This window comes from Ruegeria sp. K11 (genome assembly GCF_056531905.1).
Window position 1 is genome coordinate 38,016 of the sequence record NZ_JBQFMP010000009.1, and the last position, 14,466, is coordinate 52,481.

At 58.5% G+C, this 14,466-nt stretch carries 13 protein-coding genes; 7 read left to right on the plus strand and 6 right to left on the minus strand.

Going from position 1 to position 14,466, the window contains the following annotated elements; all coding sequences use genetic code 11:
- The first annotated feature begins 99 nt into the window (after positions 1–99).
- Together hrcA and ACR0K4_RS15170 are read left to right on the plus strand one after the other, a co-directional pair.
- On the plus strand, positions 100–1,164 hold the full coding sequence (gene hrcA, locus ACR0K4_RS15165) for a heat-inducible transcriptional repressor HrcA (RefSeq protein ID WP_480854644.1): 1,065 nt from the start codon (positions 100–102) through the stop codon (positions 1,162–1,164).
- 10 nt (positions 1,165–1,174) lie between these two features.
- Complete coding sequence (locus ACR0K4_RS15170; protein WP_480854645.1) at positions 1,175–1,738, plus strand: nucleotide exchange factor GrpE; 564 nt, start codon at positions 1,175–1,177, stop codon at positions 1,736–1,738.
- 58 nt (positions 1,739–1,796) lie between these two features.
- Here the strand turns inward: ACR0K4_RS15170 and mutS are convergent, their stop codons facing one another.
- Positions 1,797–4,409 carry a DNA mismatch repair protein MutS gene (gene mutS, locus ACR0K4_RS15175; RefSeq protein ID WP_480854787.1) on the minus strand — a complete coding sequence of 871 codons (2,613 nt, stop codon included), beginning with the start codon at positions 4,407–4,409 and terminating at the stop codon, positions 1,797–1,799.
- A 158-nt stretch (positions 4,410–4,567) separates the two neighbouring features.
- On the opposite strand from mutS, the gene ACR0K4_RS15180 reads away from it, so the two are divergent.
- Together ACR0K4_RS15180 and ACR0K4_RS15185 are read left to right on the plus strand one after the other, a co-directional pair.
- Positions 4,568–6,832: an NADP-dependent malic enzyme gene (locus ACR0K4_RS15180; protein WP_480854646.1), complete on the plus strand. Its 2,265-nt coding sequence runs from the start codon at positions 4,568–4,570 to the stop codon at positions 6,830–6,832.
- On the plus strand, positions 6,829–7,698 hold the full coding sequence (locus ACR0K4_RS15185; RefSeq protein WP_480854647.1) for a ribokinase: 870 nt from the start codon (positions 6,829–6,831) through the stop codon (positions 7,696–7,698). The genes ACR0K4_RS15180 and ACR0K4_RS15185 overlap by 4 nt, the downstream gene beginning before the upstream one ends.
- Here ACR0K4_RS15185 and msrA read toward each other — a convergent pair.
- The 3 genes from msrA to ACR0K4_RS15200 all read right to left on the minus strand — a co-directional run bounded on the left by msrA (position 7,695) and on the right by ACR0K4_RS15200 (position 10,096).
- Positions 7,695–8,366 (minus strand): peptide-methionine (S)-S-oxide reductase MsrA, encoded by a 672-nt coding sequence (gene msrA / locus ACR0K4_RS15190; protein WP_480519767.1) that lies wholly within the window; start codon positions 8,364–8,366, stop codon positions 7,695–7,697. The genes ACR0K4_RS15185 and msrA overlap by 4 nt on opposite strands.
- Before the next feature lie 89 nt (positions 8,367–8,455).
- A complete protein-coding gene (locus tag ACR0K4_RS15195; protein ID WP_480854648.1) occupies positions 8,456–8,734 on the minus strand; it encodes an SCP2 sterol-binding domain-containing protein in 279 nt (92 codons plus the stop codon).
- A 135-nt stretch (positions 8,735–8,869) separates the two neighbouring features.
- On the minus strand, positions 8,870–10,096 hold the full coding sequence (locus tag ACR0K4_RS15200; RefSeq protein WP_480854649.1) for an argininosuccinate synthase: 1,227 nt from the start codon (positions 10,094–10,096) through the stop codon (positions 8,870–8,872).
- A 141-nt stretch (positions 10,097–10,237) separates the two neighbouring features.
- On the opposite strand from ACR0K4_RS15200, the gene ACR0K4_RS15205 reads away from it, so the two are divergent.
- Positions 10,238–10,957 carry a hypothetical protein gene (locus tag ACR0K4_RS15205; protein WP_480854650.1) on the plus strand — a complete coding sequence of 240 codons (720 nt, stop codon included), beginning with the start codon at positions 10,238–10,240 and terminating at the stop codon, positions 10,955–10,957.
- 58 nt (positions 10,958–11,015) lie between these two features.
- Positions 11,016–12,242 (plus strand): threonine ammonia-lyase IlvA, encoded by a 1,227-nt coding sequence (gene ilvA / locus ACR0K4_RS15210; RefSeq protein ID WP_480854651.1) that lies wholly within the window; start codon positions 11,016–11,018, stop codon positions 12,240–12,242.
- Here ilvA and ACR0K4_RS15215 read toward each other — a convergent pair.
- Positions 12,205–12,573 (minus strand): Hpt domain-containing protein, encoded by a 369-nt coding sequence (locus tag ACR0K4_RS15215; protein WP_480854652.1) that lies wholly within the window; start codon positions 12,571–12,573, stop codon positions 12,205–12,207. The genes ilvA and ACR0K4_RS15215 overlap by 38 nt on opposite strands.
- A gap of 143 nt (positions 12,574–12,716) precedes the next feature.
- Here ACR0K4_RS15215 and ACR0K4_RS15220 point away from each other — a divergent pair, with 143 nt between their 5' ends.
- Positions 12,717–13,988, plus strand: coding sequence for a PP2C family protein-serine/threonine phosphatase (locus ACR0K4_RS15220; RefSeq protein ID WP_480854654.1), 1,272 nt, complete (start codon positions 12,717–12,719; stop codon positions 13,986–13,988).
- Here the strand turns inward: ACR0K4_RS15220 and ACR0K4_RS15225 are convergent.
- Positions 13,976–14,428, minus strand: coding sequence for an NUDIX hydrolase (locus tag ACR0K4_RS15225; RefSeq protein WP_480519781.1), 453 nt, complete (start codon positions 14,426–14,428; stop codon positions 13,976–13,978). The two genes, ACR0K4_RS15220 and ACR0K4_RS15225, sit on opposite strands and share 13 nt — an antisense overlap.
- Positions 14,429–14,466 lie beyond the last annotated feature (38 nt).

Below are 14,466 nucleotides of genomic sequence, written 5' to 3' on the forward strand. Positions count from 1 at the left end.
ATCTGATGGCTTGGGGATACCGCCCCGTGGCGTTACGATGCAACCCCGATTGACCTTTCGAATACCTGCTATTTAATGACGACCCAGCAGGGGATACGGATGAGCGAAGCAAGCAAGATTCTGAACGAGATGAACGACCGGTCGCGTGAGGTGTTCCGGCTGATTGTCGAAAGCTATCTGGACAGCGGTGAGCCGGTGGGCAGCCGCACCCTGACCCGCACCCTGTCGGAAAAGGTCAGCGCGGCGACCGTACGCAATGTGATGCAGGATCTTGAGTTTCTGGGCCTGCTCGACAGCCCGCATGTCAGCGCGGGGCGGATACCGACGCAGCAAGGGTTGCGCATGTTCGTGGACGGGTTGCTTGAGGTCGGCGATCTGGGGGTCGATGACCGGCAGAAGATTGACGAAACACTAGGCTCTAACGCAGGCGATGTGGGCGGGATGCTGGACCGGGTGGGATCGGCCTTGTCACACGTGACACAAGGTGCATCGCTGGTGCTGACGCCCAAGCATGAGGCCGAGATCAAACATATCGAGTTCGTCTCGTTGGGTCATGACCGGGCTTTGGTGGTGTTGGTGTTCTCGGACGGGCATGTTGAAAACAGGCTATTCACGCCGCCGCCCGGACAGACGCCAAGTTCCATGCGCGAGGCGGCGAATTTCCTGAATGCGCTGATTGAGGGGCGGACCCTGAGTGAAGTGCGCAAGCAGATGCTGTCTCAGATCGATGCGCGTAAACAGGAAATTGATGTCCTGGCCCGCGAGATGGTCGAAAGCGGGATTGCCGCCTGGGACGGGGACGGCAGCGACTCGGCCCGTCTGATCGTACGGGGGCGGGCGAATCTGCTGGGTGATCCGGGCGAGGCCGAGGAACTGGACCGCATTCGCACCCTGTTTGACGATCTGGAACGCAAACGTGATATCGCCGAATTCCTCGAATTGACCGAAGAAGGCGAGGGTGTGCGCATTTTTATCGGCTCTGAGAACAAACTTTTCTCACTTTCGGGTTCCTCTTTGGTGGTGTCTCCTTATATGAACGCTGATCGTAAGATAATCGGTGCGGTCGGGGTCATCGGACCCACACGTCTGAATTATGGACGGATCGTGCCGATCGTGGATTATACGGCGCAACTGGTCGGCAAGCTGATATCCGACCGGAGCTAGAGGGTAAGAGATGGCAGAGCCCAAGAACGAAGAATTTCTGGACGATATCATGTCCGCCGAAGCGGAAGAACTGGCGGAGGAATTTGCTGAGATCAGCGACGAGGCGCTGGAGATCGATGCGCTGCGGGCAGAGCGGGACGAGTTTAAGGACCGGTTCATGCGCGCGCTGGCGGACGCAGAAAATGCGCGCAAACGTGGCGACAAGGCGCGTCGCGATGCAGAGCAGTATGGCGGATCGAAACTGGCACGCGACATGCTGCCGGTTTACGACAACATGAAACGCGCGCTTGAGGCCGCAACCGATGAGCAGAAAGAGGTTGCTGCCGGTCTGTTGGAAGGTGTTGAGCTGACCATGCGGGCGCTGAAAGATGTGTTCCAGAAGCACGGGATCGAGGTGATTACGCCGCAGGTCGGGGACCGGTTTGATCCAAATGTGCATGAGGCGATGTTCGAGGCGCCGGTACCGGGAACCCGTGCGGGGGATATCATTCAGGTGTCGGCTGAAGGGTTCATGTTGCATGACCGGTTGTTGCGTCCGGCGCAGGTTGGGGTGTCGTCGACACCTACGAGTTGATTGGCCTCTGTGAGGCCAAGCCTTCGGCGAGAGTATTTTTGAAAAGATGAAGGGGCGGTCAGGGTTTGGCCGCCTCTTTCAGTTTGTAGATCAGGTCGAGTGCTTCGCGCGGGCTGAGTTCGTCGGGGAGGATGTCGTTCAGCATGTCGGTGACAGGTGAGGCTTTGGGCGCGGGCGGTGGTGCTGGCGCGGCTGAAAACAGAGGCAGGTCGTCGATCAGGGCTTTTTGCTTGCCGCCCTCGCGTTCCGTTTTTTCTAACTGTTCAAGGACGGTTCGGGCGCGATCAACCACCGAGGCTGGGAGGCCCGCCAGTTGTGCGACCTGTACGCCGTAAGACCGGTCGGCGGCGCCTTTGTGGACTTCGTGCAGGAAGATGACCTCACCTTCCCATTCCTTGACGGCGACGGTTGCGTTATCGACGCCTGTCAGCTTTCCCGCCAGCGCTGTGAGTTCGTGGTAATGCGTGGCAAAGAGCGCGCGACATTGGTTGGCGGTGTGCAGGTGTTCCAGCGTGGCCCATGCGATGGAGAGGCCGTCATAGGTGGCGGTGCCGCGTCCGATTTCATCAAGGATCACAAGCGCGCGGTCGTCGGCCTGATTGAGGATGGCGGCGGTTTCCACCATTTCGACCATAAAGGTCGAGCGGCCCCGTGCCAGATCATCTGACGCGCCGACGCGGCTGAACAGCTGGCTGATGACGCCGATATGGGCCTGTTCGGCGGGGACATAGCTGCCCATTTGCGCCAACAAAGCGATCAGCGCGTTCTGGCGCAAGAAGGTGGATTTACCGGCCATGTTGGGGCCGGTTAGCAGCCAGATGGCAGGTCTGTCTTCCGCGCTCAAGTCGCAATCATTCGCGACGAACGCGTCGCCGCTTTGCTGACGCAGGGCATTTTCGACCACCGGATGGCGGCCCCCGCGAATATCGAAGGCGCGAGAGGTATCGACTTGCGGGCGGCACCAGTTTTCTCCGCGTGCCAGATCGGCCAGCGCTGTGGTCAAATCCAGTTCAGCGAGGCCTCGGGCGGCCAGGTTGAGGCGCGCGGCTTGGGTCAGAATTTCGCTTGATAACTTTTGATAGAGCCTTTTTTCGATCTCAAGTGCCAGATTTCCGGCATTCAGGATGCGGGTTTCGATCTCGGACAGTTCGACCGTTGTGAACCGCACCTGGTTGGCGGTGGTCTGGCGATGGATATAGGTTTCAGAGAACGGCGGGTTCAGCATTTTCTCGGCATGGGTGGCCGTGGTTTCGATGAAGTAACCCAGCACGTTGTTATGCTTGATCTTCAACGAGGTGATGCCGGTATGGTCCGCGTATTTCTGCTGAAACCCGGCGATAACGGATCGGCCTTCGTCGCGCAAGGTGCGGGCCTCGTCCAGTTCGGCGTCGAACCCCGGTGCAATGAAACCACCGTCGCGGGCCAGCAAAGGGGGCTCGGCAACCAAAGCTTCATCCAGCAGGGTTAACAGATCGTCGAAGCCGACAAGGTTTTGCAGTGCGGTGGTTAGCAGGCGGGGCAAGTCCTGCTCTTCACAAATCCCGGCAATCGCGGAGGCTTGGGTCAGGCCGTTGCGGATCGCGGCCAGATCGCGGGGGCCGCCGCGGTCCAGAGATAACCGCGACAGGGCGCGGTCCAGATCGGGGGTTTTGCGTAGCGCTTCGCGTAAGTCCGAGGCGATCAGGCTGTCCTCAACCGCGAAGCTGACCGCGTCCAGCCGAGCATGGATCACATCCAGGTTGCGCGATGGGCTGGACAGGCGTTGCTCCAGAAGGCGCGCGCCGCCCGGTGTCACGGTTCGATCTACCACCGACAGAAGCGAACCCGCGCGGCCCCCAGACAGGGACCGGGTCAGTTCCAGATTGCGGCGGGTGGCAGCGTCAATCTGCACCACGCGGTCTTCGGATTCCTTCAAAGGCGTTTGCAGCAGGGGCAGTTTGCCCTTTTGCGTGATCTCAAGATAGTCGATCAGCGCGCCCATGGCGGACACTTCGGCGCGGGTGAATGCGCCAAAGGCGTCCAGCGCACCGACGTTGAACAGTGCGCAGATGCGCTTTTCTGCCGCGGTGCTGTCAAAGCTGGCCCGCGCGATGGGGGTCAGTGAAATCCCCAGATCGCGCGCCGGGTCCTGAAGGTCCTGCTGGGATCCATCGGCCACGATCAGCTCGGACGGGGCCAGTCGGGCCAGCTCGGGGCTGAGCCGCGCGCCCGTCAGCGGCATGACGTGAAACGCACCGGTCGAGATATCGGCCCAGGCCAGCGCGGCCTCGTCCCGGACTGCCGAGTAGGTGGCGAGAAAGTTGTGGCGGCGAGCCTCAAGCAACGCATCCTCGGTCAGTGTGCCGGGGGTCACCAGACGCACGACATCGCGTTTTACAACCGATTTAGAGCCTCTTTTCTTCGCCTCAGCCGGGCTTTCCATCTGTTCACACACAGCCACGCGAAAGCCCTTGCGGATCAGGGTCAGCAGATAGCCTTCGGCTGCGTGAACCGGTACGCCGCACATGGGAATGTCCGTGCCATTGTGCTTGCCGCGCTTGGTCAGGGCGATGTCCAGCGCCTCGGCTGCGTTGACGGCATCGTCGAAAAACATCTCGTAGAAATCACCCATGCGATAGAACAGCAGGGCGTCGGCATGGGCCTCTTTGATTTCGAGATATTGCGCCATCATCGGCGTGACTGTGGACAAGGCTGTTCCCTTCTGGCGAATTCCGGGCGACCTTACAAACCCGACCCTTGCTGCGAAAGGCGAAATCTATTCCCGTTGAGGCGCGGGGCGGCCTGCGCTATGACGCGATGGCCCTAACTTGCAAAGAAACGACATTTCCCATGCCCAAAACGAAGATCACCAAAGAAGAGGCGCTGGCCTTTCATCTGGAACCCACCCCCGGCAAGTGGGAGGTGCAGGCCACCGTTCCCATGACCACCCAGCGCGATCTGTCGCTGGCCTATAGCCCCGGCGTCGCTGTTCCATGTGAAGCCATCGCCGAAGCGCCTGAGACCGCCTATGACTATACCAACAAGGGCAATCTGGTCGCCGTAATCTCGAATGGGACGGCGGTTCTGGGTCTTGGCAATCTAGGTGCGTTGGGCGGTAAGCCGGTGATGGAGGGCAAGGCCGTCCTGTTCAAACGCTTCGCCGATGTGAACTCGATCGATATTGAGCTGGACACTGAGGACCCGGATGAATTTTGCCGCGCGGTCAAGCTGATGGGGCCGACTTTTGGCGGCATCAATCTTGAGGACATCAAAGCGCCCGAATGTTTCATTATCGAACAGCGCCTGAAGGAAGAGATGGATATCCCTGTCTTCCACGATGATCAGCATGGCACGGCAGTGATCTGTGCTGCGGGTCTGCTGAATGCGCTGCATATCTCGGGCAAGAAGATTGAGGATGTGAAGATCGTTTTGAACGGCGCGGGGGCTGCGGGGATCGCCTGTATCGAACTGCTCAAGTCGATGGGCGCGCGCCATGAGAATTGTATCGTCTGCGACACCAAAGGTGTGATCTATCAGGGTCGGACCGAGGGGATGAACCAGTGGAAATCGGCCCATGCGATTTCGACGGAATTGCGCACGCTTGAAGAGGCGATGAAAGGGGCCGACGTGTTCCTTGGTGTGTCGGTAAAAGGCGCGGTGACCCAGGATATGGTTGCCAGCATGGCCGATAATCCGGTGATCTTCGCGATGGCAAACCCCGACCCTGAGATTACGCCGGAAGAAGCACATGAAGTGCGCGTCGATGCCATCGTAGCAACGGGCCGCAGCGATTACCCCAATCAGGTGAATAATGTGCTGGGCTTTCCCTACCTGTTCCGGGGCGCGCTGGATATCCATGCCCGTGCCATCAATGACGAGATGAAGATCGCCTGCGCCCATGCGTTGGCCAATCTGGCGCGCGAGGATGTGCCGGATGAGGTCGCGATGGCCTATGGCAAATCGCTGACCTTTGGCCGCGATTACATTATCCCGACACCGTTTGATCCCCGCCTGATCCACCGCATCCCGCCTGCCGTAGCCAAGGCCGGGATGGATACCGGGGCCGCGCGGCGTCCGATCATCGACATGGACGCCTATGAGCTAAGCCTGAAATCCCGCATGGATCCGACCGCTAGCATCCTGCGCGGCTTGAACGCCCGGGCCCGTGCCGCGCAAAGTCGGATGATCTTTGCCGAAGGCGACGATCCCCGCGTGCTGCGCGCGGCTGTCATGTACCAACGCTCAGGCTTTGGTAAAGCGCTGGTGGTTGGTCGGCAAGAAGAGGTCAAGCAGCAGTTGGAAGAGGCGGGCCTTGGCGATGCGGTGCGCGAATTGGAAGTGGTCAACGCCGCGAACACCATGCATCTGGATGCCTATAAGGATTTTCTGTACCAGCGCCTGCAGCGCAAAGGCTTTGACCGCAAAGATATTCACCGCCTCGCGGCGCGCGACCGGCATGTTTTTTCTGCCCTGATGTTGGCGCATGGGCATGGCGACGGTCTGGTGACAGGGGCCACCCGGAAATCGGCGCATGCGCTGGACCGGATCAATCACGTCTTTGACGCAGATGCGGCGAATGGTGCGGCGGGAGTGACCGCCTTGCTGCACAAAGGGCGAATCGTTTTGATTGGCGATACTCTGGTGCATGAATGGCCGGACGAGAACGACCTGGCCAATATCGCCGAACGTGCTGCCGCTGTGGCCCGCCACATGGGGCTGGAACCGCGCGTGGCCTTTGTCAGCTTCTCGACCTTTGGCTATCCGGTATCGGAACGCGCGGAAAAGATGCACCGCGCGCCCGCAGTGCTGGATCAGCGCGGTGTCGATTTCGAGTATGAGGGCGAAATGACCGTCGATGTTGCGCTGAACGTGGATCAGCAAGACGCCTATCCGTTCCAACGCCTGACCGGCCCGGCCAATATCCTGATCGTCCCGGCGCGGCACTCGGCCAGTATCTCGACCAAGCTGATGCAGGAAATGGGTGGGGCCACAGTGATCGGCCCGATCCTGTCCGGCGTCGACAAGCCGATTCAGATCTGTTCGACCGTCTCGACAGCAAACGATATCTTGAACATGGCCATTCTGGCCTCGTGCGATATCTCGGGTAAGCCATGACGATCTGGAACCTCGGATCGATCAACGCGGACATGATCTATGACGTGCCGCACCTGCCCGGGCCGGGCGAGACCCTTGCCGCAAACCGTCTGGATCGTTTTCTGGGCGGTAAAGGTGCAAATATGTCGGTGGCTGCAGCGCGTGCCGGGTCGCAGGTCGCGCATGTCGGCGCCATTGGAAAAGACGGGGTCTGGGCGCGCGAACGCCTGACGGAATATGGGGTGGACACCCGTCACATCGCACAGAGCGAGATACCGACTGGCCACGCCATTATTGCCGTGGATGCAAAGGGCGAGAACAATATCATTCTGTTCCCTGGCGCCAATCAAGAGATCTCGTCCGATCAGTTGGGGCAGGCGTTATCGTCAGCCACTCGTGGCGATCTGCTGGCGATGCAGAATGAAACCAACCTGCAGGTTGAGGCCGCAAAAATGGGACATGAGCTGGGTCTGACGATTTGCTATGCTGCCGCTCCTTTTCAGGCCGATGCGGTGCAGGACGTTTTGCCCTATCTCGATTTCCTGATCCTGAATGAAGTCGAGGCTGAACAATTGCATCAGGCGACGGGGCTTTCTGTGACTAACCTGAACGTGGAGCATGTCATCGTCACGATGGGCGCGGAAGGCGCGCGCTATTATCACCGTGGATCGACTTCAGATTTCCCGGCACACAAAGTGCAGGCGGTGGACACGACCGGGGCGGGTGATACGTTCACCGGCTACGTTCTATCGGCGATGGATCGCGGGATGCCTATGACACAGGCGATTGCTCAAGCAAACCGTGCCGCGGCCCTGATGGTCACGCGGCACGGTACAGCTGATGTCATCCCCGATTTGAAAGAGGTTCTCGAGGCGCGGTTCGATTAAGACCCGGTGAATGGCGCTTCGTTCCCCCACAGCTGTTTTACGCGGTCATCGCGTCCACAGGCTTTGCGATAGGCTTTGTATGCGCTGTGCTGCCGTTTGGGACCAAAGCGGGTAAAGACCAGCTTGTTCCCCTTGTAGTAATCCTGGTGGTATTCCTCGGCGGGATAGAAGGCTCCGGCCTGCAGGATTGGGGTGACAACAGTTTGGCCCAGAGCGTTTTGTGCGTTTGTCTTCGCCCGCTGCGCAATTGCTTTTTCGCCAGCGTTAGAGACGAAAATCGCCGTGCGATAGCTGTCGCCCCGGTCACAGAACTGACCACCGGCATCTGTGGGATCAACTGACCGGAAGAACATGTTCAACAGTGTTTCGCGCGAAACCTGTGCCGGGTTATATGTGATCTGAACGGCTTCGTAATGGCCGGTTCCACCCTTTGATACCTGGTCATAGCTTGGGTTGGCCGCCTTACCGCCGGTAAAGCCGGAAACGGCCTCAATCACGCCGGGTACGGATTCAAAGTCGGATTCGACGCACCAGAAGCATCCACCGGCCACTGTCAGGGTCTCGGTCCCTGCAGCAGGTGCGGGCAAGGCCCGCAACATGGCGGCGAGCATGATCAATGCGAACAGAAGCGTCGGCTTAATGTAGTCGAGGTAAGCAGTCCGGGTCATGGCAAGTCTCCTTCTGAGAGTAAGGCTGCCTTGTCTTTGCGTCCGGCGCAATCCGCTGACATGGTTTGTCACGCGGTGGTGAGACGAGTTTATCCCAGCAGCTGCCCCAGCTTCATTGCCACGCCCATATTGCCCGAGATCTTGAGCTTGCCCAACGCAACGCCGGTCATCGGGTTCAGCTTGCCGGTCAGCAGCTTGGTCAGGTTGTCTTTCGAAATCCGAATGGTGCAATCGGTCTCGCGATCCGTGGTCGAGGCAGAGTTCTCGGCCAGCACGATCACCCCGTCCGCGCCGCAGTCGAATTTCAGCGATCCGTCAAAGCTTTTGCCGTCCAGGCCTTTCTGAATTCCGTCGGCGATGTCCTGCATGATCTGTCCTTTCCCAAGTTGACCCATGGGTAAAGACATCTGCGTGCCACGGGCAAGCCTGACCAAACGGGAAGTGGCCAAAGAAAAACCCCGGCACCTTTCGGGGCACCGGGGTCCTATTCGGGTTGAACGCTGTTACTTGCTCAACCGCTTGTCGCGCGCCGCCAGAAGTTTCAGGCGCAGCGCATTGAGCTGGATAAAGCCCGCCGCGTCTTTCTGGTCATAGGCGCCAGCGTCTTCCTCAAAGGTTACATGCGCCTCGGAATACAGCGAGTGATCCGACCAGCGGCCAACGGTCGAGGCCAGACCTTTGTACAGTTTCACGCGGACGGTGCCGGTGACATGCTCCTGTGAGCGGTCAATGGCGGCCTGCAGCATCTCACGCTCGGGGCTGTACCAGAAGCCGTTATAGATCAGCTCGGCATATTGCGGCATCAGCTGGTCTTTCAGGTGCATCGCGCCGCGGTCCATGGTGATGGATTCGATGCCACGGTGCGCCTCCAGCAGGATGGTGCCGCCGGGGGTTTCGTAGATGCCGCGCGATTTCATACCGACGAAACGGCCTTCGACCAGATCCAGACGGCCAATGCCATGTTTACCGCCATATTCGTTCAGCTTGGTCAGGATGGTCGCGGGGCTCATCGCTTCGCCATTGATGCTGACCGCGTCGCCTTTTTCAAAGCCGATTTCGATGAATTCGGGCTGGTTCGGCGCATCTTCGGGGTGGACGGTGCGCTGATAGACATAGTCGGGCGCCATATCGGCGGGGTCTTCCAGAACCTTGCCCTCGGACGAGGTGTGCAGCAGGTTCGCATCGACCGAGAACGGAGCCTCGCCGCGCTTGTCCTTGGCAATCGGAATCTGGTTTTGTTCGGCGAACTCCAGCAGTTTGGTGCGGCTGGTCAGATCCCATTCGCGCCAGGGGGCAATCACCTTGATGTCTGGGTTCAAGGCATAAGCGGCCAGTTCGAACCGCACCTGATCGTTGCCCTTGCCGGTCGCGCCATGGGCCACGGCATCCGCGCCGGTCGCTTCGGCAATCTCAACCAGACGTTTTGAGATCAGTGGCCGCGCGATCGAAGTGCCCAGCAGATACAACCCCTCATACTGCGCATTGGCACGGAACATCGGGAAGACGAAGTCGCGGACGAATTCCTCGCGGATGTCCTCGATATAGATGTTCTCGGGCTTGATCCCCAGCAGCTCAGCCTTTTTACGGGCGGGTTCCAGTTCCTCACCCTGACCCAGATCGGCGGTGAAGGTCACGACCTCACAACCATACTCGGTCTGCAGCCATTTCAGAATGATCGAGGTATCAAGGCCACCGGAATAGGCCAGAACAACTTTCTTGGGCGCGGACATCTGACTTCCCCTTATGCGTAAGACGATTGGCCCCTAGCGGGTTTTGAAACCGGGGGCAAGTTATCTGCGTTGACGCTGGGCGGGAATTAGGGTGAAACGGGCGGATAGAGAACAAGGATTGGTTGAGAGGCGGGTTTAGAGATGCTGGGTTGGAAGATTTTTGTGCATGCGTTTCGCATGGTTTTTCACGATCCGGGCACGGCGGTACGAATTTCATCCCCAATTATCGTGGTTTCTCTATTCCGGATCTTACTGTATTTTGTCGTTGGTGCCGAATTCATTACCGGCGAGCAAGGCGATTTTGGCGGCGTCGTTGCTCTGGCGATTCTGAACTATGTTGCGGCCCTTTGGGTCGCAGTGTCCTGGCATCGGTACTGTCTGCTTGAAGAATATCCAGAAGGCGCGATGCCCTCGTTTGACGGCTCGAGGATACTGGCTTATTTTTGGTGGGCATTGTTGCTTGGATTGCTGGCTGCGGTCATATTTGGTTTGGCAGTTGGCATGGGCTTGCTTTTGGGATGGCCGTTGGGCGCAGCCGTGATGGTGATCGGTTTTATTTGCATGATTTGGATCATTCAACGCCTAAGCTTGGTTCTTCCGGCAAGCGCAGTGAACAACAAGATGACACTTGGAGATGCGTGGCGCGTAACTGGACCTATAGCCGGTGCGATATTGTTGACCCTTGCCATTTTCCTCGCGTTTGCTTTTGCCGTTGGATTCGTTTCTGGGCTTGTTGGCGTATTCTCGGCCACTTTGGAGATCTTGGTAAATGCTGTTGTTCAGTGGATTGTCACAATGATGGCTTTGAGTATTTTGACCACGCTTTATGGCGTTTGCGCCGAAAAACGGGAACTTACCTGAGCGCGGCACACATATGTATTCCTTGCCCTTTTCGCACTGATACGGCAGGGAAACGGCCATGAGTGATTTCATGACCCGCGCCCGCGCCGCCGAACAGGCGATGCGCTCTGTGTTTCCCGCAACGCCTTTGCAGCGGAACGCCCATCTGTCGGACCGGTATGGGGCCGATATCTGGCTCAAACGCGAAGACCTCAGCCCCGTGCGGTCTTACAAAATTCGTGGCGCGTTCAATGCGATGCGCAAGCAGACCGGGCAGCAGCTGTTTGTCTGCGCCAGCGCGGGCAATCACGCGCAGGGTGTGGCCTATATGTGCAAACATCTGAACGTGCGCGGTGTGATCTTCATGCCCGTCACCACGCCGCAGCAGAAAATCCAGAAGACCCGCATTTTTGGCGGCAACAACATCGAAATCCACCTCACCGGCGATTACTTCGACGACACGCTGGCCGCCGCGCAGAAATGGTGCGCCCAGCAGGGCGGGCATTTTCTGTCCCCGTTCGACGATGAGGATGTGATCGAGGGGCAGGCATCTCTGGCCGTAGAGATCGAAGAGCAACTGGGGGCATTGCCCAATCACGTCATCCTTCCAGTGGGCGGGGGCGGCATGTCCTCGGGCGTGGCGACGTGGTTCGGAGATCGTACGCATTGCCTGTTTGTTGAGCCTAAAGGCGGCGCCTGTTTGCATGCTGCGATGGCGGCGGGGCATCCGGTGTCGCTGGATCGCGTGGATAATTTCGTCGATGGTGCTGCCGTGGGCCGGATTGGGGCGAAGCCTTTCGAGCTGCTGAAATCGCGCCACCTGTCTGACGTTCTGGTCCTGTCCGAGGACCGGATCTGCACCACCATGATCGAGATGCTGAATGTCGAAGGCATTGTGCTGGAGCCCGCCGGCGCGCTGGCGATTGAGGCTATTGGCGATGTGCAAAGTTTCATCCGTGACAAAACGGTCGTCTGCGTCACTTCGGGTGGAAATTTCGATTTTGAGCGTCTGCCCGAAGTTAAAGAGCGCGCTCAGCGTTATTCCGGCGTCAAAAAGTACTTTATCCTGCGCCTGCCGCAGCGCCCCGGGGCGTTGAAGGAATTCCTGAGTATTCTGGGTCCTGAAGACGACATCGCCCGCTTCGAATACATGAAGAAATCCGCCCGTAATTTCGGCTCGGTCCTGATCGGGATTGAAACCCGCAAGCCGGAGAATTTTATGCGCCTGTTTGCCCATCTGGATGAGGCGGGCTTTACCTATACGGATATTACCGAAGACGAGACGCTGGCGCAGTTCGTGATCTGAGCCATGACAGGTTTTCCCGCAACCCGACCTCAAACGCGGATCGGGATGCATCGAAACTGGCGACGATGGCCGGAACATCCACCTCTTCGGCGCGGCCGGCGGCAGCGCATCTTTCACCGTCCTGACACAGGCCGGAAAACTGCGCGAATCCAAGGCTCAATCCGCTGCCCTTCAGGAAATGCAGATTTTGCTCCAGCTCAAGCCGTTGGGTATCTGCGCGTAGGCGCTGTAGTGCCTCTTGCACCTCTTCCAGGAAAATCTCGACAACTTCGCCGAATTCCTCTGCGCCAACTTCATCGTGCAATTGTCTGACCCTGGACCAGTGTATCATATGCATCCTCCGTCCTCGCTCTGTTTAGCGGCTGAGGGGTAAATGCTGGGTTAAGGGCAGCGTGCTCTTTGGTTTTCACGCAATGTTAAACTCTGGGCACTAGCGTTTGCGGAAGGAAACAAGGACAAAGCGCAGGGAACTTCGTGTCGGAAACCAGCTTATCAGACGCCAGGGTCGAGCTGGATTTTGGTGCGATCCGCACGGTTCTTGTTGTCGATGACAGCCGATTGCAGCGGCGCATCCTTGTCGCCTCGCTCCGGAAATGGGGTTTTACGGTTCTTGAGGCGAGCAGCGGCGAAGAGGCGATGACCGTCTGCGCCAGCGGGCTGCCGGATCTGGTGCTTAGCGATTGGGTGATGCCGGGTATGGGTGGGCTTGAATTCTGCCGCGCGTTTCGCGAGTTGGAGAAGGATGAATACACGTATTTCATTCTGTTAACGTCCAAAAGTGAAAAACAGGAAGTGGCCCGGGGTCTGGATGCGGGTGCCGATGACTTCCTGATCAAACCGCTTGAGGCTGACGAGCTGCGCGCGCGGATATCGGCGGGTGCGCGCATTCTGGACATGCAACGCGAACTGTCCGAGAAAAACCGCATGATCGAGGCGGCGTTGGACGAGTTGAAACTGGCCCATGATGCGATCGACAAGGATTTGATACAGGCACGTAAGATACAGGAATCGCTCGTTCCCGAACTGACCCGCGCCTTTGGAAACTCTCGGGTTAGTCTCTTGCTTAAACCCTGTGGTCATATCGGGGGGGATCTGGTGGGCATGTTCTCTCCGGGTGTGAACCGGCTTGGGTTTTACAGCATCGATGTGTCAGGGCACGGGATCACCTCGGCCATGATGACGGCGCGGCTGGGCGGGTATCTGTCCAGTCAGCATTTCGATCAAAATGTCGCGATGGAACGGAGATTTAACAAGTTCTATGCTCTCCTCCCTCCGGAAGAGGTGGCCGCGACCCTGAATTCTCGCCTGATGGCAGACGCGGGGATCGAAGAATACTTTACCATGGTCTATGCCATCGTCGATTTGCGCAACGGACATCTGAAAATGGTGCAGGCGGGACACCCCCATCCGCTGCTTCTGCGCGCTGACGGAAGCGCTGAGTTTCTGGGTGACGGCGGTTTGCCGGTGGGTTTGTTACCGGATGCCACATTTCATCAGATCGATATATACCTGAACCCCGGTGACAAGCTGCTGTTGTATTCCGACGGGTTCACGGAATGTCCCATTGAGGGAGGCGGTCTGCTGGACGAACACGGCCTTCGCCGCATGGCGTCAGAATGTGTTTCGACCCGACATGGGGCCGAGTTTCTGGACGATATGTTCTGGCGTCTCACGCAAGCCATGGCGCCTGATCAGGGGATGGACGACGACCTGTCGGCTGTGTTCTTTGAATATCACGGCGCCTGAAGCTCCTGGAGGTGGAGACTGGCGAAATGCCGATCTCCACCGTTGCCCAGCATTTGCACAGCGTCGGGGCAGCTCATCCAAAGCGCCTCGTGAAAAGGCTCGGTCGGCGGGCCAAGGCGGCGAACCGGTCGGGCACGGTAGATCAGGCAGATCTTTTCCGCCCACAGATCATATTCGGGCATAAAGGTGAACCGACGGAAAGCCCCAACCTTGCGGGGATCGGCAATGCGCCAACCGGTTTCCTCGAACACTTCGCGATGTAGGGCGGTGATGGGCGATTCGCCGGGATCAATACCGCCGCCAGGCAATTGCAGATCAGGTCCCGGCTCCATCTGGCACGTCAGCAACAGATGCGCTTCGCGCGGGAGCAGGGCGTATACCCCAACCCGTCGGATGTACTTTCGGCCTGATTGTGGGCTTTCGCCGAACCGCCTGATCATGTATGGCCCCTTTCAACCCAAAATGATCCACCTATATG